This window comes from Streptomyces acidicola, from assembly GCF_009377235.1.
GTDB lineage: Bacteria > Actinomycetota > Actinomycetes > Streptomycetales > Streptomycetaceae > Streptomyces > Streptomyces acidicola.
Window position 1 is genome coordinate 1 of sequence record NZ_VMNX01000002.1, and the last position, 20,899, is coordinate 20,899.

At 71.0% G+C, this 20,899-nt stretch carries 18 protein-coding genes and 1 pseudogene; 7 read left to right on the plus strand and 12 right to left on the minus strand.

Features of this window, described 5'->3' with window-relative positions; all coding sequences use genetic code 11:
• From FPZ41_RS01520 to FPZ41_RS01535, 4 genes are all read right to left on the minus strand, one after another.
• On the minus strand, positions 1 to 320 hold a 320-nt coding region (locus FPZ41_RS01520; protein WP_152858125.1), incomplete at its 3' end, for a hypothetical protein.
• Positions 304 to 795 (minus strand): RNA polymerase sigma factor, encoded by a 492-nt coding sequence (locus tag FPZ41_RS01525; protein ID WP_152858127.1) that lies wholly within the window; start codon positions 793 to 795, stop codon positions 304 to 306. The genes FPZ41_RS01525 and FPZ41_RS01520, both read right to left, overlap by 17 nt.
• Positions 796 to 902: 107 nt before the next feature.
• On the minus strand, positions 903 to 1,526 hold the full coding sequence (locus FPZ41_RS01530; protein ID WP_152858129.1) for a class F sortase: 624 nt from the start codon (positions 1,524 to 1,526) through the stop codon (positions 903 to 905).
• A complete protein-coding gene (locus FPZ41_RS01535; RefSeq protein WP_152858131.1) occupies positions 1,523 to 1,921 on the minus strand; it encodes a Tat pathway signal sequence domain protein in 399 nt (132 codons plus the stop codon). The genes FPZ41_RS01530 and FPZ41_RS01535 overlap by 4 nt, the downstream gene beginning before the upstream one ends.
• 370 nt (positions 1,922 to 2,291) lie before the next feature.
• Between FPZ41_RS01535 and FPZ41_RS01540 the strand changes: the two genes are divergently transcribed.
• Positions 2,292 to 3,284 carry an endonuclease/exonuclease/phosphatase family protein gene (locus tag FPZ41_RS01540; protein WP_228022358.1) on the plus strand — a complete coding sequence of 331 codons (993 nt, stop codon included), beginning with the start codon at positions 2,292 to 2,294 and terminating at the stop codon, positions 3,282 to 3,284.
• 129 nt (positions 3,285 to 3,413) lie between these two features.
• Here FPZ41_RS01540 and FPZ41_RS01545 read toward each other — a convergent pair whose 3' ends face one another.
• Positions 3,414 to 4,796 (minus strand): SMI1/KNR4 family protein, encoded by a 1,383-nt coding sequence (locus tag FPZ41_RS01545; RefSeq protein ID WP_152858135.1) that lies wholly within the window; start codon positions 4,794 to 4,796, stop codon positions 3,414 to 3,416.
• Between the two features lie 257 nt (positions 4,797 to 5,053).
• Between FPZ41_RS01545 and FPZ41_RS01550 the strand changes: the two genes are divergently transcribed.
• A complete protein-coding gene (locus tag FPZ41_RS01550) occupies positions 5,054 to 6,505 on the plus strand; it encodes a WGR domain-containing protein (protein ID WP_152858137.1) in 1,452 nt (483 codons plus the stop codon).
• A gap of 27 nt (positions 6,506 to 6,532) precedes the next feature.
• Here FPZ41_RS01550 and FPZ41_RS47785 read toward each other — a convergent pair.
• Positions 6,533 to 6,703, minus strand: a pseudogene (locus FPZ41_RS47785) (winged helix DNA-binding domain-containing protein); the annotation flags it as partial.
• A gap of 102 nt (positions 6,704 to 6,805) precedes the next feature.
• On the opposite strand from FPZ41_RS47785, the gene FPZ41_RS01560 reads away from it, so the two are divergent.
• On the plus strand, positions 6,806 to 7,822 hold the full coding sequence (locus FPZ41_RS01560; RefSeq protein ID WP_152858139.1) for a helix-turn-helix transcriptional regulator: 1,017 nt from the start codon (positions 6,806 to 6,808) through the stop codon (positions 7,820 to 7,822).
• Positions 7,823 to 7,842: 20 nt separating this feature from the next.
• Here FPZ41_RS01560 and FPZ41_RS01565 read toward each other — a convergent pair whose 3' ends face one another.
• The 6 genes from FPZ41_RS01565 to FPZ41_RS01585 all read right to left on the minus strand — a co-directional run bounded on the left by FPZ41_RS01565 (position 7,843) and on the right by FPZ41_RS01585 (position 15,810).
• Positions 7,843 to 8,982: a GDSL-type esterase/lipase family protein gene (locus FPZ41_RS01565; RefSeq protein WP_152858334.1), complete on the minus strand. Its 1,140-nt coding sequence runs from the start codon at positions 8,980 to 8,982 to the stop codon at positions 7,843 to 7,845.
• Between the two features lie 92 nt (positions 8,983 to 9,074).
• Positions 9,075 to 9,779 carry a class F sortase gene (locus FPZ41_RS01570; RefSeq protein ID WP_152858141.1) on the minus strand — a complete coding sequence of 235 codons (705 nt, stop codon included), beginning with the start codon at positions 9,777 to 9,779 and terminating at the stop codon, positions 9,075 to 9,077.
• Positions 9,780 to 9,922: 143 nt separating this feature from the next.
• Positions 9,923 to 10,675 (minus strand): hypothetical protein, encoded by a 753-nt coding sequence (locus FPZ41_RS01575; RefSeq protein WP_152858143.1) that lies wholly within the window; start codon positions 10,673 to 10,675, stop codon positions 9,923 to 9,925.
• Between the two features lie 592 nt (positions 10,676 to 11,267).
• Positions 11,268 to 12,737, minus strand: a complete 1,470-nt coding sequence (locus tag FPZ41_RS01580) for an NUDIX domain-containing protein (protein WP_152858145.1) — start codon at positions 12,735 to 12,737, stop codon at positions 11,268 to 11,270.
• Positions 12,738 to 12,863: 126 nt separating this feature from the next.
• On the minus strand, positions 12,864 to 13,010 hold the full coding sequence (locus FPZ41_RS46825) for a hypothetical protein (protein WP_194235944.1): 147 nt from the start codon (positions 13,008 to 13,010) through the stop codon (positions 12,864 to 12,866).
• Positions 13,011 to 13,101: 91 nt separating this feature from the next.
• A complete protein-coding gene (locus tag FPZ41_RS01585; protein WP_152858147.1) occupies positions 13,102 to 15,810 on the minus strand; it encodes a SpoIIE family protein phosphatase/ATP-binding protein in 2,709 nt (902 codons plus the stop codon).
• A gap of 327 nt (positions 15,811 to 16,137) precedes the next feature.
• Between FPZ41_RS01585 and FPZ41_RS01590 the strand changes: the two genes are divergently transcribed.
• The 4 genes from FPZ41_RS01590 (at position 16,138) to FPZ41_RS01605 (ending at position 20,732) form a co-directional block, all read left to right on the plus strand.
• Positions 16,138 to 16,878 (plus strand): class I SAM-dependent methyltransferase, encoded by a 741-nt coding sequence (locus FPZ41_RS01590; protein WP_152858149.1) that lies wholly within the window; start codon positions 16,138 to 16,140, stop codon positions 16,876 to 16,878.
• 299 nt (positions 16,879 to 17,177) lie between these two features.
• Positions 17,178 to 18,266, plus strand: coding sequence for a pyridoxal-phosphate dependent enzyme (locus FPZ41_RS01595; RefSeq protein WP_152858151.1), 1,089 nt, complete (start codon positions 17,178 to 17,180; stop codon positions 18,264 to 18,266).
• Positions 18,263 to 19,486, plus strand: a complete 1,224-nt coding sequence (locus tag FPZ41_RS01600; RefSeq protein ID WP_322619703.1) for an ATP-grasp domain-containing protein — start codon at positions 18,263 to 18,265, stop codon at positions 19,484 to 19,486. The genes FPZ41_RS01595 and FPZ41_RS01600 overlap by 4 nt, the downstream gene beginning before the upstream one ends.
• A complete protein-coding gene (locus tag FPZ41_RS01605) occupies positions 19,476 to 20,732 on the plus strand; it encodes an MFS transporter (protein WP_322619704.1) in 1,257 nt (418 codons plus the stop codon). The genes FPZ41_RS01600 and FPZ41_RS01605 overlap by 11 nt, the downstream gene beginning before the upstream one ends.
• The last annotated feature ends 167 nt before the right edge of the window (positions 20,733 to 20,899 follow it).

The following is a 20,899-nucleotide window of genomic DNA, read 5'->3' on the forward strand; positions in this document are numbered from 1 at the left end:
GGGTAGGGGCTGGCGGGCCCGGGGGACGTCGGCGGGGTGGTCTCGGCCGTACTGCTCGCAGGCGGTGGGGCGAGCGGGACCGACGGCTGTGCGGGCGCCTCGTCTGTCGCAAGGCGCAGTGGCAGTGCGACGAGTGCGGCGACGGCGCACGACACGCAGACTCCGGCCGCGGCGCGGAGCAGCCGACGGCGCGCTGCCGCGCGGCGGATCGCGTGATAGTGGCCGGGGGGCGGGCCGAGGTGGTCGGACGGCGGTCGCAGGATGACCGCGAGGGGGTCGTCGGGCTCGAAGTCCGGGCCCTCGTCAGAGTGTGTGATCAAGGCTTCTCCTCAGGTGGGCACGGAGCAGCTCGCGGGCCGCGTGGAGGTCGGCCTTGATGGTTCCTTCCTTGCGCCCGGTCAGCACGGACACCTCCCGGATCGGCATGTCAGCGTAGTAGTGCAACAGCACCGGGACGCGCAGCCGTTCCGGCAGCGACTGCACGAGCAGGCGGACCGAGGGATCGGCCTGTTCGGTCCCTGGGCGGACGGAGGCTTCCACGGTGACCCGGTGCATGGCTCGGCGCTCGCGCTCGCGCTTGCGCCAGTGGTCCCGGACGAGGTTGGCCGCGGTGACGTAGAGAAACCCTTGAGGCTCCGCGACGGTTGTCCAACGGGCCCAGAGGCGGGTGAACGCCTCCGCGGCGATCTCGTGGGCCGTCTCGTCGTCGTCGACCAGCCGGCGGCACCAGCCGGCGAGGCGCGGGTAGAGGGCGGCGAACAACTCGGACGCTGCCTTCTCGCGGGACCGTTTCAACGCTCTCCATGGTCGTGACGTCGGGGTGGTACTCGTGGGGGGAAGAGCCCGGGCCGGCGGCGTACGTTCCATCGGCCCGGGATGTGGGGTCCGGATCCCGGTCAGGGTCAGGGGTTCGCGGAGTTCAGCGCGGCGAAGACGATCACGTTGTCGCGGTAGCCGTCACCGGTGCGGGGGCCGCCGCAGGTGACGAGCCGCAACTCGGGACGGTCGACGTTCCCGTAGACCGCGTCGACCGGGAACTCGGCCTTGGCGACCGTCTGTACGGAGCTGACGGCGAACACCGCCGCCGTGCCGTTCTCCAGGCGCGCCACGATCCGCTCGCCCCGCCGCAGCCGTGCGAGATGCCGGAACACCCCGTCACCGTACGAGCCGACCGTGGCGTGACCGAGGATCACCGACGGACCGATCTGACCCGGCGTCGGCGAGTGCCGGTACCAGCCCGCCCGGTCGTGCTCGGTGATCGGGGGCACCTGCGCAGTGCCGTCCGAGGCCAGCCCCAGCCGGATGACCGGGGTGTCGACCCCGATGGCCGGGATCTGCAACCGCACCGGGACCGAACGGCCAAGGGCGCGGGCCTCGTTCGCGGAAGACCGCGAGGATCGCGAGCGCCGTGGCGTGCTCTCGGGTTGCGCGGTGGTGCCCTGGCCGTCGCCACGGGGGCCGCCGCAGCTCACGAGCAGCGAAGCCATCGCCGCGGTGGCGAAGGCGCGCCTGGAGAGCGACGTCATGCCTTGGTTGCCTGCCGGCGACGTACGAGAAAGACCGCCGCGCCGCCGGCGGCGAGTACCGCGGCAGCGCTCCCGCCGACCATCAGCCCGGTCTCGTTTCCGGACTCCGCCGATGCCGGCGCCACACCGGTGTCCGGTGCGCCACTGGGCACGACGGAGACCTGGCCCGGCGCCTCGGCCGGCGCCTCGGTCGCTTCGACGGTCGGAACCGGAGTCGGAGCGGTCGTGGCCTCCGGCTTCGAGGGCTCGGCGGTGGCGGCCGGGGCCTGGCCCGGGGCCGTGGTGGCCTCGCGGACCGTGGGAACCGGGGTCGCCTCGTCGGCGAGCGCGGGTACCGCGCCCGCCAGCACAGCGGTGCTCGCGAGTGCCATGGCACTGAGGACACTTCGGCGCATGAATCGCTCTCTTTCGTCGGTCCGCCCGCCCGGTGGCGCGGCGGGTCGCGTTACGGATCGAGCGGAGAGACGAGGCAGCGACGGGGCGGGTTGTAAAGAGAAGGCAAAGTCATCGGGAAGTCGCTGAGCAGTGAGCGGAACGCGCTGAATCCCGGCGCGCAACTGTCCGCACACCGAGCTCGCGGTCCGGAACCTGATCACCGCCACGTGCGTCGTACCAGGCACGTCTTGCTCATGGATGTGGGGCGGATGTGGGGCATGGGTCGAGTCCGGGGTAGATGGGTGGGGCCAGGTGGAGCGGGCAGACGGCGCGGTGGCGTCGGGGGCGAAGGCGGCGGCGCTCCGATGGCGGCTTCGTCATATCGGCTGGCTGTACGGGGGCAGGAGCGTGGGAGCCCGGTCGCCCTGGGCGCGCGGGCGTGTTCTCGCGTCGCTTGCCGTGCTGACCGCCGGCCTGCAGGCGTTCCACTCCGCCGTACCCAACGCCGTGGGCCGTCTCGGCAGCCTGCTGGAGACGTTCCTGCCGTGGCTCGGCCTGGCCGTTCCGTTGCTGCTCGTGGCGGCACTGCTGCGCCGCTCGGCCCTCGCGCTGGTGGCACTGGTGCTGCCCGCAGCCGTCTGGGCGTACCTCTTCGGCGGCCTTCTGCCGGCCGGGGACCGCGGCGCGCACGACATCATGGCGGTTCAGCACAACGTCAGTGACGAGAACGCCGACCCGGCGGGCACCGCGACTGCCCTGATCGAGGCCGCGCCGGACCTCGTGGCTCTGGAAGAGCTGACGTCCTCCGCGTTGCCGGTCTACGAGAAGGCCCTGGCCTCGGACTACCCCTTCCGGGCGGTCGTGGGAACGGTCGGGCTCTGGTCCAAATATCCGCTGTCGGACGTCCGGCCGTTGGACATCAAACCTGAGGGGATCCGGGAGGACTGGAACCGTGGAGTGCGGTCCACGGCGCGTACGCCATGGGGCGATATCGCGGTGTACGTCGCCCACTTGCCCTCGGTCCGCATCCGGGGGAACGGCTTCAGCACGGGGTGGCGGGACGAGAGCGCCGGACTGCTGGGGGACGCCATCGCCGCCGAGAAGCTGGACAGGATGATCCTGTTGGGTGACCTCAACAGCACGGTCGACGATCGGGGACTGGACCCGGTCACCTCGCGGATGGACTCGACGGGGCGGGCCTTCGCCTTCAGCTGGCCCGAGGCCTTCCCCGTATCCCGGATCGACCACATCATGGCCCGCTCGGCCACCGTCACCAGCATCCGGACCTTGCCCGCCACCGGCAGCGACCACCTGCCGATCGCCGCCGGTATCAGACTTGCGCAGGGCCAGCACGGCACGCCGGGTGGCGGGAACGGTGCGTAACAGGGCACGGACGGCGACCCCCGTCGTCACCTGATCCTCGTGCCCGGACCGTGCCGTCTCCGGCAGGTGTTCCGTCGGCACCTCGGCGTGCCGGCTCCTTCGGCCCCGCCGTCGGCCCCCACCGGTCGACTACGCCCCGGGCGCCAGGTGGCCTTCGAGAATGGTCCGGGTGATCGGGGGGCGGTCCCAGAGGGCGAGGAGTTCGTTGGCGAGAGCCACGATCGGGAGGGGGTGCCGAGCACCCTGCACCTCGATGGCGGCGGCCGACAGGCTGCGCGGGACGGCCGCGGCATCGAGGAGGACGCGCCAGTCGTCCGGCCCGAGTTCCAGGAACTCCAGGCCGGTGAGTTTGGCGATCTCCAGGGGGTCGGCGAGCGTACCGGGATAGGCGGTGAGGGTCCGCAGGCGGGGAAGCCCGGTGAGGGGGGCGAGGCTGAGGGGCTCGCTGTCCCACACGCCGATGGACAGGACCTCCAGGCCGGGGTGGGCGGCGGCCTGGACACTGCTCAGGCTTCGGATGTTGACCCTCGCCACTGCCGGTGGGTCGTCCCCGTGAGGGCCGCAATGCCCCGGACCGGGCCCGTTCAGCACGAGGCTGGTGAGGGAGTCGGCGAGGCGGCCGGCACCGATGTTGTCCTCGTGGTTGAGCATGATGATCTGCCCGGTGTGTCCGCGCGGGCCCGGAGTCAGGTCGACGGCGATCCGGTCGCCGCCGCCGTTGTCGCCGAAGGCGATCCAGCCGGGTGAGCCGACCAGCCCCTGAACCGTCGCGTCGGGCCGAGTGACGACCGACTCCAGCGCCGCGAACCGCCACGGACACGGACGGGACGGCGCGTCGGCGATGTACAGGTCGTCCAGGGGGAAGAGCTCGCAGCCGACCGCGGTGAAGACGCGCTCCGCCACCACGTAGTCCTCGCCCCAGTCCTCCCACCGCGCCCGCGTCACCCGGTAGAGCACCTTGAGCTCGTCCGGCAACGCGACGCCGAGGCGCGCTTCCGTGGCGGCGATCTCCGCGTCGGTGGCGCCGATGGCGCCGGGGATCCGCTCACGGAGCGTCCGCTCCAGCAACGCCAGATCCACCGACGGGGCAGGTCCGGCCCCGGGCACCGGATCGGGCAGACGGCGCCAGGGCTCGGGGACGGAGTCCTCGACGAGGATGAGTGAACCCGGATGCGGACCGCCGATGCCGGGCTCCACCGCGGGTCCGTGACCGATCAGATACAGCACCGTCCTCCCGGCCGGCGAGATCTCCGCCGTGAACGAGATGCTGTCGGCGCCGCTCTCCGCGAGCGCGCCCTGCACCCGCTGCACCGCGTCGAACTCGTCCTGCATGTCCTCGACCTGGGCCGCCTGGCCGGGCCGTGGGATCCGCCGCCGCAGAGGCAGGCTCCACCCGTAGTGGCTGATCTGTCCCGCCACGTGGCCGCCCGGGGCGGCAAGGCTCCTCGCGTTGTCGGCGCGCAGGAGCCGCAGGAGCGGCTCCCACGTCGCGAACTCATGGAGCGATGACAACGGTGGCCTCCGGGGCGTTGCGGTGGACGTAGCGAAGCTGATTATCAGGTGTGCGTCCGCACTGCGGCCAACGTAGGAGGCCGGCCCCGATTCTCGGTCCGACGGCCGGCGCACTGGTCGAAACAAGGTGACCCGTCCGTGGGCTCCCAAGGCCGGCGATCAGTCGACGCGGGGCGATTGTCAGTGGGTCCTCCTATGGTTCTGGGCACTGGGACCTGCCGGAAAGGCCGCAGGTCCGCCCTGGGGAGGGGTCTGTCATGTCTGCCGGGACCACGGTGTCGACGACGTATCTGGAGCTGTCGCAGGAAGGGGGCGGCGCGCACAAGTTCTATGAGGTGTGCGTCGACGGTCTGGTGGTGACGGTGCGGTACGGGCGGATCGGCGCCGCCGGGCAGGTGCAGACGACGACGTTTCCCACGGCGGAGAAGGCGCGGGCTGCCGCTGCGAAGAAGGTGGGGGAGAAGGTCCGCAAAGGGTACGCCCCGGCCGTCCCCGGGCAGCGGGCCCCGCGGGCGGTGACCCGGCGTCAGGTCGCGTCGGCCGCGTCCACCGCGCGCGCCGTGGCCCCCGTGCTGTGGCGATTCCGTACGGGCTCGTCGGCGTTCGGCATCCATGTCGACGACGAGCACTGCTGGGTCGGCAACCAGGCAGGCGACGTCTACACCCTGGACCACGACGGTGCCGTCCTCGCCCGCTTCAGCTTGCCGGACGGAGTGAAGTGCCTGGTCGCCGACGACTTCTGGATCTACGCGGGCTGCGACGACGGCAAGGTCTACGACCTGTCCTCGAAGCTGCCGTTCGCGGCGTACGACATCGCCGCGGACGTCGACATCTTCTGGCTGGACATCCACGAGGGCATCCTGAACGTCTCGGACCGCGCCGGCCGGCTCACCGTCATCGACCATGAGGACGAGCACCAGTGGGCCCGCCGCAGCCAGGGCGAGCACGCCTGGATGGTCCGTGCCGACGACTGTGCCGTGTACCACGGCCATCACCGGGGCGTCACCGCCTACGCGCCCGACGGCGGAGGCGAGTTGTGGCACACGGCCACCAAGGGCGGCGTGCTATTCGGCTGGCAGGAGGACGACGCCGTGTACGCGGCGACCGCCCACCGCCTGGTGCAGCGGCTGTCGAAGACGACCGGCAGGGTCGAGGCCACCTACACATGCGACAGTGCGGTGTACTCGTGCGCCACCTCACCCAGCGGGCGGTTCGTGTTCGCCGGCGACGCGGCGTCGTCCGTCTACTGCTTCGACCGCGACGGCACCCGCCTGTGGAAGCTCGGCACGGGCAGCGGCTCGGCACTGTCGATGCAGTACCGCGACGAGCGGCTGTACCTGGTGACCACGGACGGCTCGCTGGTGTGCGTGGACGCCGGCGAGGCGGCCATCTCCGCGGCCCAGCAGGGCACGGTGCCGGTGGCGCGGGACGTCAAACTCGCCGCGGCCCTGCCGACCTACGCCCCGGCCACGGCCCCGGCCGCGATGCCGAGCGTCGACCGGGCTCCCGTCGGGACGGTCGTCGTCGAGTGTGTCCGGGAGGCCGGCCGTCTGCGCGTGCACGTGGTGTCCGAGGGCTACGACCAGTCCTTGAACGTCCAGTTCCCGCGCGCGATACGCGAGCCCGGCGCGCGCTATGTCGTGGACGCCCTGCACACCGCTGCCGGCGGCTTCTACCGGGTCCGCGGCGACATCCGGCGGCTGATGTGATCCGGGTGGGCGAAGCCTGGCCGGCCCGATCAGCATCTCACCCAGCGCCCGCGGTCCCGGCGCCGGCCAGCGCTCGGCGAGCGCCCGCGCGAGCTCGGTCATCGAGCGCGGCTCGCCGTCGGCCATCACCACCCTGCTCCCCGCCGCGAGTTCGTCGAGATCCACCCTGTCGAGCTCGCGCCGGTAGGTCCCGATCACAGTGATCGGGTCCTTCTGGTCGTTCTCGTTTGCCTGGCACGAGAGAACCGTCGCAGGAGTAGCGGTCAGGGTGTGGCCGCTACTCGGGGCAACATGGGCACCATGCCGAAGACATCAGCGCGACTGCTGTCCCTGCTCTCCCTGCTCCAGGCACGCCGGGACTGGCCGGGGGCGCTGCTGGCCGAGCGGTTGGAGGTCAGCCCACGCACCGTGCGCCGCGATGTCGACCGCCTGCGAGAACTCGGCTACCCCATTACGGCCTTCAAGGGACCCGACGGTGGGTACCGGCTCGATCCCGGCGCCGACCTGCCGCCGCTGTTGTTCGACGACGAGCAGGCAGTCGCCCTGGCTGTAGCACTCCGGATCGCCACGACGACCGGTGCCGGCATCGAGGAAGCCGCGGCGCGCGCGTTGACCACCGTTCGGCAGGTCATGCCCGCACGGCTGCGCCGCCGTATCGACACTCTTGAGGTCACCGCCGTAGAGCGGTCCGAGGCCCGGCGCGCACCGCAGGCCGACAGCCGTGTGCTCATGACGCTCAGCGCCGCTGTGCACGCCCGCGAAGTGCTGCGCTTCGACTACGCCCCCGTGTCCCCACCGGGAGTCGACGACGCCCGCGCCGCGACTCTGCCGCGCCGGGTGGAGCCCCACCACCTCATCACCTGGGGCGGGCGCTGGTACCTGGTCGCCTTCGACCTCCTCCGCGAGGACTGGCGCACCTTCCGCGCCGACCGGATCACCCCGCGCACCCCCACTGGACCCCGCTTCACTCCGCGCGAACTGCCGGGAGGCGATGTGGCCGCCTTCGTGGCCGGCCGGTTCCGGGGCTCCGACGCCTTGGGCCACTGGCCCTGCCGTGGCGAGGTGAACCTCGATCTGCCCGCCGCCGAGGTGTCCCGCTACAGCCACGACGCGGTCGTCGAGGAACTCGGCCCGAACCGCTGCAGGCTCGTCCTGGGCTCGTGGTCATGGCCCGGCCTGGCCGCCGCCGTCGGCAGGTTCGACGCCGACATCGAGGTCGTCGGCCCCGCCGAGCTGAAGGACGCCTTCGCGCACCTGGCCCGCCGCTTCGCCAAAGCCGCGACCGACACACCGGCCACGCCGCCCCCGAACGAATGAGCCCGGCGCAGGCCAGCGCCTCAGTGGAACGGACCGTCGTTCGCGAAGGCGTGGGTGGCGAAGCGCTTGCCCATCCGGCGGTATGCGGCGGCGGTGGGGTGAAGGCCGTCGGCCAGGTCGTGCGCCTCGTCCGGGCCGAGCAGCTCGCGTCCGTCGAGATAGTGGAGGTGGGGATCGCGATCCCGCCGGGCGGCCACGATCCGGGCCAGCTCGGCACGGACCACGGCCAGCGACAACGCCCCGCCGGCCACAGCGGCCGGATCGCTCAGAGCTGTGATCTTCCCGTCCGGCCCCACGGCTGTCGGGCCGGGAGTCTCCTCGACCGCCGGACAGCTCACCGGGGACACCAGCAGCAGAGGGGTGTCAGGGTGCCCGTCCCGGATCGTGTCCAGGAATCCGTGCACCGCCGGGCCGAACGTCCGCAGCCGGAAGGCGGCCAGACTTACGATGTTGATGCCCACCTTCAGGCTGATCAGATCTGCGGGCATGTCGCGGATCGTTCGCGCGACATAGGGATCCAGCACCGCATTGCCCGCCTGGCTGAGGTTGATCACCTCCACTCCTCCGAGCATGGCCGCCACCACTGGCCAGGTGCCGGTCGGACCGTCGGCCTCGATGCAGTGGCTGATGGAACTGCCGTGGTGCACCCAGCGGCGCCGCCCGTCCGGCAAGGGCGCCAGCACCTCACCGTCAGCGCGCAGTGCCACCAGTTCCGTCGGGGTCTGCTGCGGCAGCCACAGCTCGACGTTCTTCATGCCGGCCGGCAGCCCGGAGAACCGTACGGTCCCGGGCCCGCCCGGGATGAGTCTCTGCACGGCCCCGAGGGCCGCCATCCTTACCACGTTGCCCACCGGTGCTCGCCGACGCCCGGTCAGGACGCCGTCCACCACCAACTCCAGCATCCCGGTCGGGCGGGGCTCGGGGTCGGAGTCGAGCTGCCCCGTGGTGGTGAGTACCTCCAACTCCAGCGCACATGCATCAGTACGGAACACCAGCCGCACTCCCGAAGGCATCAGGGTCACCCCGTGGACCGACGGATCCTGGTACTGCTCCTTGGTCCACGCGGGCAACCGGCGCGGCATCACCCCTGCCTGCGTGATCTCCAGGTCCAGCGCACCGCGTAACTCCACCGGCCCGTCCATCAGCGGGACCGCCCGCATCGCCACCGTCACCGCTCCCGCCACAGGTCGAACGCCCTCAGGCCCGGACGCGAGTACGTGTACGTGTCCGAGAAGTGCCCCACCGTGGCCCCTCAGGTGCGACGGGCCGCGACGAGGTGGGCGAACACCACCACGTTCTCCTCGTATTCGCGGGTGCTCTTGTTGTAGGCGCCGCCGCAGGTGATCAGGCGAAGCTCCGGCGAGGAGGCGTCGGCGTAGACCCGTTTGTTGGGGAAGTCGGCCTTGCTGAAGGATTTGACCGAGTCGACCTTGAAGCTCGCGACGATGCCGTCCGCGCGGGTGATGCGAACCGTGCTTCCGGACCGGAGTTCCTCAAGCCGAGCGAACACGGCCGGGCCCGTCTTGGTGTCGACGTGGCCCACCACGATCGATGAGCCCCGTTCGCCGGGCGAGGCCCCGTCCCGGAACCACCCGACGAGATTGGTGTCGTCGGCGGGGGGTGGGTTGAGCTGTCCGGATGCGCCGATGGACAGCCCGGTGAACGGCGCGTTCACGCCGATCTGCGGGATCGAGATCCGCTCCGGCACAGAGCGGGGCAGTGCCGGATCAGCGGCAGATGCAGTCGCCCTGGGCGTTGCGGGGGCGACCACCGGAGGCGGAGTCTGAGGCTTGAGATCTGCTCTGCTCTCCATCGAGTTGTGGATGAGCAGAGCACCGAGTCCCGCTGCCACCAAGGGCCACCGCAGAGCGCGGGGGAGGGAGCGGGATACGGGTTTGGTCTGCGGCTGGTTCGTCTGGTTCGTCTGGTTCGGCTGGCGTGGCTGCGGGGCTGCCATGGGGCGTTGCCCTTTCGTGAGGGGGACGGCGGTGAGGCGTGAGGGGACGGGGGTGAGGCGCAGGTGAAACGCCGCGGCCGCGGCCGTCGCCCTCCGAAGGGGACGACGGCCGCGACAGCGCAGCAACTGCGAGGGGAACGGGATCAGGCCGCGGCGTCCGCCGCGTTACGGCGCCGCAGCATGTACGCGCCGGCCCCGAGGCCACCGAGCAGCAGCACGGAACCTGCCGTCATGCTGCCTCCGGACGTGGCCAGGCCGCCGCCACCGGCGTGGATGCCGCCCTTCGGCCTTTCCTTGCCGAAGTGCTCCTTGCCGTGCTCCTCGCGCTCCTTGCCGTGCTCCTCCCGCTCTTCCTTGCCGTGGTCTTCCTTGAATCGCTCGTCCTCGTCGCGGAAGCCGTCCTTCGGGAGGCTCATGGCCAGGCCGCCGCTGCCGGCGTGGATGCCGCCCTTCGGCCTTTCCTTGCCGAAGTGCTCCTTGCCGTGCTCCTCGCGCTCCTTGCCGTGTTCCTCGCGCTCCTTGCCGTGCTCTTCGCGCTCTTCCTTGCCACGCTCCTCGCGCTCTTCCTCGTCGCGGAAGCCGTCCTTCGGGAGGCTCATGGCCAGGCCGCCGCTGCCGGCGTGGATGCCGCCCTTCGGCTTCTCCTTGCCGTGCTCTTCGCGCTCCTTGCCGTGCTCCTCGCGCTCCTTGCCGTGCTCCTCCTTCTCCTCCTCCTTGCCACGCTCCTCCTTGCCGTGGTCTTCGTCCTTGAACTTGTCGTGCTCCTCGTTGCCGTAGGAAGTGTTGCCGACCGACGCCCAGGGCTCGGCTGCCGTCGCGGCACTCGCCGCGGGAGTGCAGATCGCGACAGCCGCAGTTATCGCGGCGGAGACGAACACTGTCCGGGCAATGCGCATGGGAATACCCCTTTCGTCGCGACTGCGCAGCCGACACGGCGCCGGCTCGAACGATTCGCAGTAGCGACGTGATCACCCTCGGTCGCATCACGGCCCCTCGCCACCCGAGAACTCCGCATTCGAGTTACTTCATGGGCTCTTTGAGTGGTTGAGCCCGAAGAATGACCCGGTTGGCGGCACCCGGTTCCGTCACTGGGGCGCCGCGATGAGGTATAGCGCGAAGACCCTCGCTGGCTGCCAAGGCGGCGATCGTGTGCCCACCGGGGTGCGGGCACGCGCGTGCATGAGGCGGCTCTGCACGGTGTCGCTGTCGAGGCCGGCTTCGAAGGCCTCAGCGGTCCAGCCCGCTCTTGCCTTCGCGCGTCGTTCGCGCCGGTGCCGCTGCTCGGCTTCGGCGCGTCTGTTCCCTACAACCGTTCCCTGTAACGTCAGTGACGTCTGACGGTGTGCCACATCGAACTCGTCGCAAGGTGCTTCAACGGCGAACGCACGGCCACCGGGTCCACAGCGACTACGGAGTCCGGTGTGCTCACGAAGGGCCGGAAACCCCGGGCGAACCGGTGCTTGGCAGTGTCGGGTGTGCTCATCGAACTCACCAGCCCATCTCGGTGTAGAGGCGACCGGTGCGGATCCCGTCCAGGGCTGCCCGGGTGTAGGGGACGATCGGCTCCGGCAGATCGTCCTGCGGCCACCACCGCCAGGCGAGGCACTTGTCCGGCTCACGTAAGCTCGGCGCGCCCTTCCAGCGGCGGGCTCGGAACACCATCTGCATTCGCGGCCGTTCACCGGGCGAGTCGACGACGTGCACCGTGTGCACGAGCTCCACGTCGGCGGGGGCGATGACCAGACCGGCCTCCTCGAAGGCCTCCCGCACGAGACACCCGATGGCGCTCTCCTGCTCGCAGTGCCCGGCGAGGAAATGCCAGGAGCCGCCCGCATACGCCGAGTCGGGATGACGCAGTCCGAGCAGGACCCGGCCGTCGTCCTCCAGGTAGAGGTGGACGCCGATGACGTTCAGCACACTGCGACCGGCGGCCGGCGCGCGACTCGCGAGCGCGCCGGGCGGTCCGCCGTTCGTGGACGCCTGCTGTGCCGCGTGCCGCTGCACCAGGTCGCGGGTGGCCAGGCTCAGCCGCAACCGGTGCAACATGGCCGGGGAAAACCACCGCAGCAGCACGCCCTCGGTCAAGGCCAGCCTGTCGGGGTCTCCGTTCCACTGCCCGGCCCAGATCTGGATCGGTGTGCAGAGACCGTCGATGCCGGTGGCCTGCTCCACGACGAACGGCGTCAGGTCCGGCACGTCGAGACCAGGTACCTCCTCGGCGAGCTCGCGGCGGAGCGTGGCTTCGAGCGACGTGTCTCCTGGCTCGCGCCCGCCGCCGAGCAACGCGAAGGCGCCCGGCTCCCAGATCCCCGGGTAGTTGTCGCGCAGGTGCAGCAGGTACCGGCCCGCGCCGTCGTGGATCAGGGCGGAGGCGTTCACCGGTTTCGGCCGACCGTTGAGCGAGGAGTCCAGGAGTTTGGCGCGCAGAGTGGGGGAAACGACCTGGTCGAAGGCGCGCCATTCGGCCCGGACGCCTCCTGCCTCCTGGTCCTGCAAGGCGAGTTCGGGGTGGCCGTGGGCCAGGTAGAAGACGAACCGCAGGTCGTAGTGCTGGTGGGTCGGCTCTCCCGTGGCATGGTCGGCGTCGATGTCGTGGACGTCGATGTCGATCGGAGAGCGGAGGAACTGCGGGGTCAGGCACAGATCGCCGGGCTCGATGCCGGCCTCCTCCGCCACCACGCGCAGTGCCGCGGTGAGCGGGGTGCGGTCACCGGTCTCGACATGGCCGCCGGGGGTGAGGACCAGACCGCCGGCCTTGTGGTGGATGTGCAGCACGCGCCGGTCGCGGTCGATGACGACAGCCGTGGAAGTGATGTGCCAGGGCAGGGCCGACCGGCTCGCGGGGTCCTCGGCGGCATCGAGCGATGCCAACAAGCCCTGTAACAGGCGACGTTCCGCCGGGTGCCGCTCAAGGTAGGTGTGGACGAGGTCACGGATGTCCGTTCGGGCGGGCGGCATTGCGGAGCCTTCCTGAGCGGGGCAGCCGGTGTGTGGGCAGCCGATGTGTGAGCGGACGGAGGCGGCAGGGCTCACTTCCGTACTTTCCCGGCGGCCGGCCGGGGCCGACAGGGCCTAGCCCTCGGCCTACACGGTGAACATGGGCGCGTAGGAGCCGCCCAGGGCCATGAGGTCGTCGTAGGAGCCGGACCCGATGATGCATCGGGCGTCGAACACGCAGATCCGGTCGCAGCCGACGAAAGCGGTCAGCCGGTGGGAGATCAGCACTCCCACCAGATGCGAACGGTCGCGCCGCAGCAACCGCGCCGTCTCAGAGGGCCCTTGAGCGAGGCGGTCACCACGTTCGCGAGCGGAGTGCCGGTCCTCACAACCCGGCCGACGGCAGGGGCTGTTCGGCCCAGATGGTTTTTCCGTGGGCCGTGTAGCGCGTGCCCCAGCGTTGAGCGAGCTGGGCCACGAGGAAGAGCCCTCGGCCGCCTTCGTCGCTGGTGGCGGAGCGGCGCAGGTGGGGGGAGGTGCTGCTGGCGTCGGCGACTTCGCAGATGAGGGTGCGGTCACGTACCAGGCGCAGGTGGATGGGGGCCGTCGCGTACCGGATGGCGTTGGTGATGAGTTCGCTGACGATGAGCTCGGTGGTGAAGGCCGCTTCATCCAGTCCCCATTCGGAGAGCTGAGTGGTGGCTTTGGCGCGGATGTCGGCAACGGCGGCAGGATCGTCGGGTACGTCCCAGACGACGACGGCCGCGGCGTCCAGCGCGCGGGTGCGGGCGACGAGCAGGGCGATGTCGTCGGCGCGGCGGCCGCGGCCAGTGGGCAGGAGGGCGTCGAGTACGGCGTCGCAGGTCTGCTCGGGTGGCCGGCCCGGGTGGGCGAGGGCCTGACGCAGCCGTTCCAGGCCGATGTCGATGTCGTCACGGCGGCTCTCGATGAGGCCGTCGGTGTAGAGGACGATTTCGCTGTTCTCGGAGAGCTGGATGTCAACCGTCTCGAACGGGAAGCCGCCCAGCCCGAGGGGTGGTCCGCCGGGCACCTCGGGGAAGTGCACCGTGCCGTCGGCGTGGACGAGTGCGGGGGCGGGGTGGCCCGCGCGGGCGAGAGCGCAGTGCCGGGAGATGGGGTCGTAGATCGCGTACAGGCACGTGGCGCCGATGATCCCGGTGCCGCCTGTGGCCGCCGCGCCCTTCTCATGGCTGCGGTGGTCCTCGTCCTGACCGAGGCGGATGACGAGCTCGTCGAGGTGGGTGAGGAGTTCGTCGGGAGCCAGGTCGAGGGCGGAGAAGTTGAGGACGGTGGTGCGCAGGAGCCCCATGGTGGCGGCGGCGTGTACGCCGTGGCCGACGACATCGCCGACGACGAGGGCGACACGCGCTCCGGAGAGGGGGATGACGTCGAACCAGTCGCCCCCGACCCCGGACTGCGCCGGAACGTACCGGTAGGCGGCGTCGACCGCGTTCTGCTCCGGCAGGTCGCCGGGGAGCAGGCTGCGCTGCAGGGACGCGGACATGGCGTGCTCGCGGGCGTACCGGCGGGCGTTGTCGACGCAGACCGCGGCACGGCCCACCAGTTCCTCGGCGGTGGACACGTCGTCCTCGTCGAAGGGTGCGAGCTGTCCGTTCCGGTAGAAGCTCGTCACGCCCAGGACCGTGTCCCGGGCACGGAGGGGGACCGTGATCAGCGAACGCATGCCCTGTTCGAGGATCCACCGGGTGTGTGCCGGGTTCCGGGGTTCCCCCTGCTCGGGTGCGCGGACCAGGTCCGTTTCGAGCCTCGGCTTCCCGAGCGCCAGGCTCTGGGCCTGCGGTGCGGAGGGCGAGAAGCTGACGAGCTGCCCCGCCTCGTACAGGGGGCGCTGATCCTGTGCGGAGGCCGAGGCCGTCCGGCGCAGCGCGGTGTTCTCCTGGTTCGGTTCGTCTCCGTGCAGCACCGAGTCGAAGAGGTCGACGGTGACGAAGTCGGCGAACCGGGGAAGGGCCGCCTGGGCGAGCTCCTCGGCGGTCCGGGTCACATCGAGGGTGGTGCCGATGACGACACTGGCGTCGTAGAGCAGTTTGAGGCGTTCGCGGGACTTGGTGGCCTGGCCGGCCAGGGCCCGCAGCTCGGTGGTGTCCCGCAGCGTGGCGACGCTGCCGAGAGTGCGGCCGCGCGAGCGCGTGGGCTGCTGGTTGACGGCCAGGAAGCGGTCCGCCGACTGGTGGACCTCGTCCGCGGCGACGCGCCCTTCGGCGAGCAGCCGGGCGACGGAGGGGTCGAGGCCGAGATCCGCGACATGTCGTTGCTGCGCGTCGGGGGGCAGGTCGAGGAGGCGGCGCGCCTCGTCGTTGGCCAGCAGCAGCGTGCCGTTGTTGTCGACGATGAGGACGCCTTCCCGGACGGCATGCAGAACGGCGTCGTGATGTTCGTACATCCGTGTGATCTCGGTGGGGCCGAGCCCGTGTGTCTGGCGTCGTAGCCGCCGGCTGGCCCCGGCCACGCCCGCCGTCGCGAGAGCGAGCGCGCACGCGGCGGCGCCGAACAGGATCGGCAGCTGGCGGTTGACGGTGCCCGACACGCTCGCGATCGTGACCCCCGAGTTGACGAGGCCCACCACCGTGCCCTTCGTATCCATGACGGGGACCACCGCACGGATCGACGGCGACCGCAGAGTCTGTCCCGGGACACGGTCGGTGAACGCCCGGCCTGCCGTGGCCGGCCAGAGGGGGCCGGTGATGCTCTTGCCGATCTCGGCCGGGTTGGGATGGGTGTAGCGGACTCCTTTTGTATTGGTCACGACGATGTAGTCGACGTGGGTCCGGCGCTGGGTCTCCTGTGCGATCGGCTGCAGTACTGCGCTCGGATCGCGAGACTTCAGCGCGGGGAGCACGCCTGGGGCATGGGCGAAGGTTTCGGCCACCGCCAGGGCGCGCATCCGGGCCAGGTTCTCGCTGTCGTTCCGTGCCAGCGTGACCACCGACGCCACGGCCCCGGCGACGAGCAGCAGCACGATCATCCCGAGCACCGCGAACATCTGCCCCGCTATGGTGCGCGGGACCAGCGCAGAGCGCCGGCCGGCCGGTCTGCCGGTGGATCCGCTCATGCGGTCTTCGTTGGATCCGCTCATGCGGTCCTTGCGCAGGTCATGGTCCCTGCGCAGGGACCATGACCCGATTCGGCGGCACCGGCGGCCGACGCCACGCAGACCCATAAAGACATTATGGGACATTGGTCACATTTCGCGGCAGTGGTGTCGCGTTGCGCCCTCGAAGGGCACCATCCCAGGTCCAGGCCCCGCACACCGGGCACCGCCCACGGTGCCCGGTGCCTGCCGGGAACTACCTGCCGGAAGCGGCCGACTACTGAAACGAAGGTGAGTGACAGCAGATGCCAACAGGGGCCCGTGGGGTCCAGGAGGAGGCGGAGCATCATGAAGTGGTACGAGGACGACTCCCTGTGGTCGGACTTCGCCCCCACGATGTTCTCCCCGGAGCGTGCGGAGTCCGTTGCCGACCTGGTGGCTACGTCACCGCTGCTCGACTTTCCGCCCGGCGCCCGCGTGCTCGACCTGTGCTGCGGTCCCGGTCTGTTCCTGATGCCGCTCGCCGGCCGGGGTTTCGACGTCACGGGCGTCGACCTCAGCGAGCCGATGCTGGACCGGGCGAGGAAGGCGTGCGAGGAAGCCGGAGCCGATGTGCGGCTGGTGCGGGCGGACATGCTCACGTACACGGCCCCCGAGACGTTCGATGCCGTCCTCAACGTGTTCACGTCCTTCGGCTACTTCGACGACCCCGACGACAACCTCCGGGTCCTGCGCAACGCATGGGAGAGCCTCGCCCTCGGCGGACAGCTCCTCGTCGACGTCATGGGCAAGGAAGTCCTGGCCGGCTGGATCGGGCGTCCCCAGGCCGTCGACCTGCCGGATGGTTCCTACGTGGTCCAGCGGGACGTCGTCTTCGACAGCTGGCGCAGGCTGCGGACCGACTGGACGCTGGTGCGGGGTACGTCGGCACGGACGGCGTCCCTGACGTCCTACCTGTACAGCGCAGCCGAACTGCATGACCTGTTCGTGGCCGCCGGCTTCGCGGACGTGGAGTGCTTCGGCGGCTTCGACGGTTCCGCGTACGACAACCACTCGCGACGGTTGATCGTCCGGGGCCGCAAGAAGTGACACGACCTGTGACGTTCCCCCGGAGCGTTCCCCGGCCGGGTGCCGCTCCGCGTGCTCCGCCCCGCCCCGGCACGGACGGCAGCCGTACGCGCACACACGCCTCTGCCGCCCGCTCGTGGCCAACTGCTAGGCACCCCGCAGCCCTGGAGGACCGGTACGACATGTCACCGCACCACCACGAGAACCAAGACCTCACCCGCGACCTCGCAGCAGCAGCCCGCCCGTCGCAACGCGGCCCGCGGAGCCTGCCAGGAGGAGCGCGCACGGCGACCGCCGCTTTACCCCCGCTGTCCTCGGTCATGGGCGCACCGGTCGCATCCGTTCACGAGCACATCACCGATGCCTTGAAGACGCCGGACCTGGTCCGGCTCGGCGGCAACGTCGTGCTCGCCCGCTTCGAGACGATGAAGGTCTACGCGGCGCTCGGCGCTGTCCGCACGCTGCTGCGCAGCGGACGCGTCGTCCCGGGGCAGACGCTCATCGACAGTTCGAGTGGCATCTACGCCCTGGCGCTGGCCATGGCCTGCCACCGCTACGGTCTGCGGTGCCACATCGTGGCGTCCACGACGGTCGACGCGGTCATGCGGGCCCAACTGGAGGTCCTGGGCGCGACGGTCGACCAGATGCCTCCGTCGCAGAACCTCAGGCTCGACCAGGAGCGCCGCGTCCGCCGCGTCCGCGAACTGCTGGCCGACCGCCCCGACTTCCACTGGATGCGGCAATACCACGACTCCGTCCACTACGCCGGCTACCGGGAGTTCGCCGACCTCGTCACCGGGACACTGCCCGACACGCCCCTGACCGTCGTCGGCGCGGTCGGTACGGGGGCGTCCACCGGCGGGTTGGTGCAGGCCCTGCGTGAGACGGGACGCGGGGTGCGTCTGGTGGGGATTCAGCCGTTCGGCAGCGTCACCTTCGGCAGCGAGCACTTCAGCGACCCGGAGGCGATCATCGCGGGAATCGGGAGCTCCATACCCTTCGAGAACGTCCGGCACGAGCTGTACGACACCGTGCACTGGGTGGACTTCCGGCACGCGATGGCCGGCGCGGTCGGCCTCATGCAGGAGCACGCGATCTTCGCGGGGCTGTCAACCGGAGCCGCACATCTGGTCGCCTCCTGGGAGGCCGACCGCGATCCCGAACGTCTCCACCTCGTCCTGGGCGCGGACACCGGCCACCGCTACGCCGAACGGGTCTTCGCCCGGCACACCGAGGCACAGGACATGCGCACCCTCCGGCCCCGGCCCATCCAGGCGCTCGACGACTTGCGTCCGCCCTGGTCGGTGATGGAGTGGGGGCGGCGTCCCGATCCGGCGACCGTACGGCCCGACCGCCGCCCCGACACGGACACTGCAGAACCCGTCTCGTCCGTGGAGGTGACGCCGTGACCATCGCGGCACTGGAATCCCTGTCCTTCGGTCTGGGCCACATGGCCGCGGCGGCCGCGGAAACCGGCCACGAGCTCTGCCTGCTCACCGCGGACCGGTCCGTGTACCGGCACGAACTCGACACCCTGCCGGACCGCGCGCTGACCGTCATCGATGTCGACACCTTCGACGAGTCGGCGACCCGGCGCGCGCTGGCCGCCCTGCCCGACCTGGTCGGCCTGCTCAACATCACCGACACCTGGAGCGTGCCTGCCGCCGACCTCGCGGCCGAGTTCGGGCTCCCCGGCCCGGCCCCGGCCGCCGTACGGCTCCTGCGCGACAAGTACCTGGTGCGCGAGTTCCTGCACCGCCGCGGACTGAGCCGGAGCGCCGCCGTGCGCGTCAAGGCGAGCCCGGACAGCGTCGAAGAGGTGCGCCGTGCCGTCGGCCTGCCTGCGGTGCTGAAGGACTCCTCGGGTACCTCCTCGCGCAACGTGTGGATATCCCACGACGAGGAAGCACTGCGCCGCGCTCTCGACGAAGCCGGCCGCCGACAGTTCATGGGAGACCTGTTCGCCGAGGCGTTCCTGGCCGGGCCGCTCTACAGCGCGGAGACACTCAGCTGGGACGGCGCCACGCGCCTGCTCGGCGTCCTCAGCCGGCAGACATCCCGGCAGCCCGCGGTACGGGAGGAAGCCGCCGCCTTCCCCGTCGCGCTGCCGCAGGCCGAGTTCAGCGACATCGAGCGATGGGTCGGGGAGGTCCTGCACCTGACGGGCCATCACAGCGGCTTCGCCCACGTGGAGTTCATCCTCACCGCCCAAGGCCCGGAGCTGGTCGAGATCAACCGCAGGATCGGTGGAGCCCTGGTGGGGGAGGTCCTGTGCCGCTCGCTGGGCACGAACGTGTACAGCGCCATGATGGAGGAGGCACTGGGCCGCAGACCGCGCCTCATGGACGCACCGCTCGACCGCGACGGCCCCGCGCACGCCTTCGTCCTCGTCTACGCGGACCGTCCGGGTGTCCTCAAGGGCTGGCACGGGCTCGACGAGTTGGCGGCCTTCCCCGGCAACGTGCGCTGGTACCCGACCAGAGCACCGGGAGACGCCATGCCGCAGGTGGGGGACCAGCGCGGTTGCACCGGCATCGTGCTGGCCGAGGCCACCACGGCGGAGCTGGCGCAGCACCGGGCGTGGAGCGCGGCCACCCGCGTGTGCCCCGTCGTCGTCAGTGGCCCGTAAGCCCCTGCCGGGCGGCCGGCGGGTCACGGCTCCGCAGGCGTTCCTGCTGGCTGCCTCGTTCCTGATCACCTTGGGCAGCTTCGCCGTCCTGCCGTACATGTCGGTGCTGCTGCACCAGCGGCTCGGGCTGGGCCTTGGCACGGTCGGCATCGTGCTGGCCGTCGCCTCGCTGGTGCAGTTCTCCGGCGGCGTGTTCGCCGGCGCGCTGGCCGAGCGGATCGGCCTGCGGGCCACCATGCTGACGGCGCTGGCCGTGCGGACGGCGGGGTTCGCGGCGTTCGTGCCGGGCATGGGCAGCCCCGTGCTCGCGGTCGGCGCCCTGTTCCTGGTCTCCTGCGGGGCGGCCCTGTATCTCCCGGCGAACAAGGCGTACTTGGTGGAGGGCGCCGACGACGCCGACCGCCCACGGCTGCTGTCGGCGAGCGGGTCGGCCTTCAACGCGGGCATCGCCCTCGGCCCACCGGCCGCGGCACCCTTCGTCCTGGGCTCGCCCACCGTGCTCTTCTCCTGCGTCACCGTGCTGTTCGCGCTCGTCGGTGTCGGCCACGCACTGCTGCCACCGCCGGCCGCGCACCCGGCGGCCGACGCGGCGCGGGCGGCCACCGGCAACGCCGCCCGGCCCCGGCGTCCTGACGACGGCCCGCCGCCGTTCGCCGTGACCGTGCTGAGCGTGTACGTCTTCATGTTCTTCCAGCACTACCTGGCTCTGTACGCCGTCCCGCGCACCTCGGCGAGCTACTACGGCGCGGTGCTGACGGGCTACGCCTGCCTCCTGGTCATCACGCAGCCGCTGCTGTCACGGTGGATCGCCGCACTCACCTACGCGGACGCCATGAAGGTGGGCTTCGGGAGCATGGCGGCCGGGACCGCGGTGATCGCATACGGCGGGTACGCGGGAATCGGCGCGGGAGCCGCTCTGATGTGCCTGGGCGAGATCGTGCTCTTCCTGAAGAACGACCTGGAGGCCTTGGCCCGATCACGCGCGGCTCCGGCCGCCGTGTTCGGCCGGCAGCGGCTGGCGGCCGGCCTCGGCGCGTTCGGCAGTGGAGCGGTCGGCGGCCAGGTGTACGCGGGGGCGGAAGTCATGGGCTCGGCGAGGGGGTTCTGGCTCGCCGTGTGCCTCCAGGCCCTGGTTCTCCCGGTCCTGCTGACGGCCGCGGTGCGCCGCGGCCGCATCGGCGTCTTCGCCCACAAACCTGGCGCCACACGGGCGCCGAAGGAGCAGAAGCGGCCGTCGAGAGGGTGAGAGACAAGACCACTACAGGTGTGACCCACGCCACAACATGCCGGTGGGAACTTCCGCGTCCCCCTCTCCGACCCATGCAACAGCGCGACTGCGCACACCCGTGCTCGGAAAGCCGGAAAGCCGGAGAGCCGACGCACCCGTTCACCAGCCCAAGCGACTGAAAGGCC

Excerpts from the sequence above, each read along its gene's own strand:
- FPZ41_RS01585 (WP_152858147.1), bottom strand. The coding sequence starts at position 15,810 with ATGAGCGGATCCACCGGCAGACCGGCCGGCCGGCGCTCTGCGCTGGTC.
- FPZ41_RS01590 (WP_152858149.1), top strand. The coding sequence starts at position 16,138 with ATGAAGTGGTACGAGGACGACTCCCTGTGGTCGGACTTCGCCCCCACG.
- FPZ41_RS01570 (WP_152858141.1), bottom strand. The coding sequence starts at position 9,779 with ATGGCAGCCCCGCAGCCACGCCAGCCGAACCAGACGAACCAGACGAAC.
- FPZ41_RS01580 (WP_152858145.1), bottom strand. The coding sequence starts at position 12,737 with ATGCCGCCCGCCCGAACGGACATCCGTGACCTCGTCCACACCTACCTT.
- FPZ41_RS01595 (WP_152858151.1), top strand. The coding sequence starts at position 17,178 with ATGGGCGCACCGGTCGCATCCGTTCACGAGCACATCACCGATGCCTTG.
- FPZ41_RS01530 (WP_152858129.1), bottom strand. The coding sequence starts at position 1,526 with ATGACGTCGCTCTCCAGGCGCGCCTTCGCCACCGCGGCGATGGCTTCG.
- FPZ41_RS01575 (WP_152858143.1), bottom strand. The coding sequence starts at position 10,675 with ATGCGCATTGCCCGGACAGTGTTCGTCTCCGCCGCGATAACTGCGGCT.
- FPZ41_RS01565 (WP_152858334.1), bottom strand. The coding sequence starts at position 8,982 with ATGCGGGCGGTCCCGCTGATGGACGGGCCGGTGGAGTTACGCGGTGCG.
- FPZ41_RS01550 (WP_152858137.1), top strand. The coding sequence starts at position 5,054 with ATGTCTGCCGGGACCACGGTGTCGACGACGTATCTGGAGCTGTCGCAG.
- FPZ41_RS01560 (WP_152858139.1), top strand. The coding sequence starts at position 6,806 with ATGCCGAAGACATCAGCGCGACTGCTGTCCCTGCTCTCCCTGCTCCAG.
- FPZ41_RS01535 (WP_152858131.1), bottom strand. The coding sequence starts at position 1,921 with ATGCGCCGAAGTGTCCTCAGTGCCATGGCACTCGCGAGCACCGCTGTG.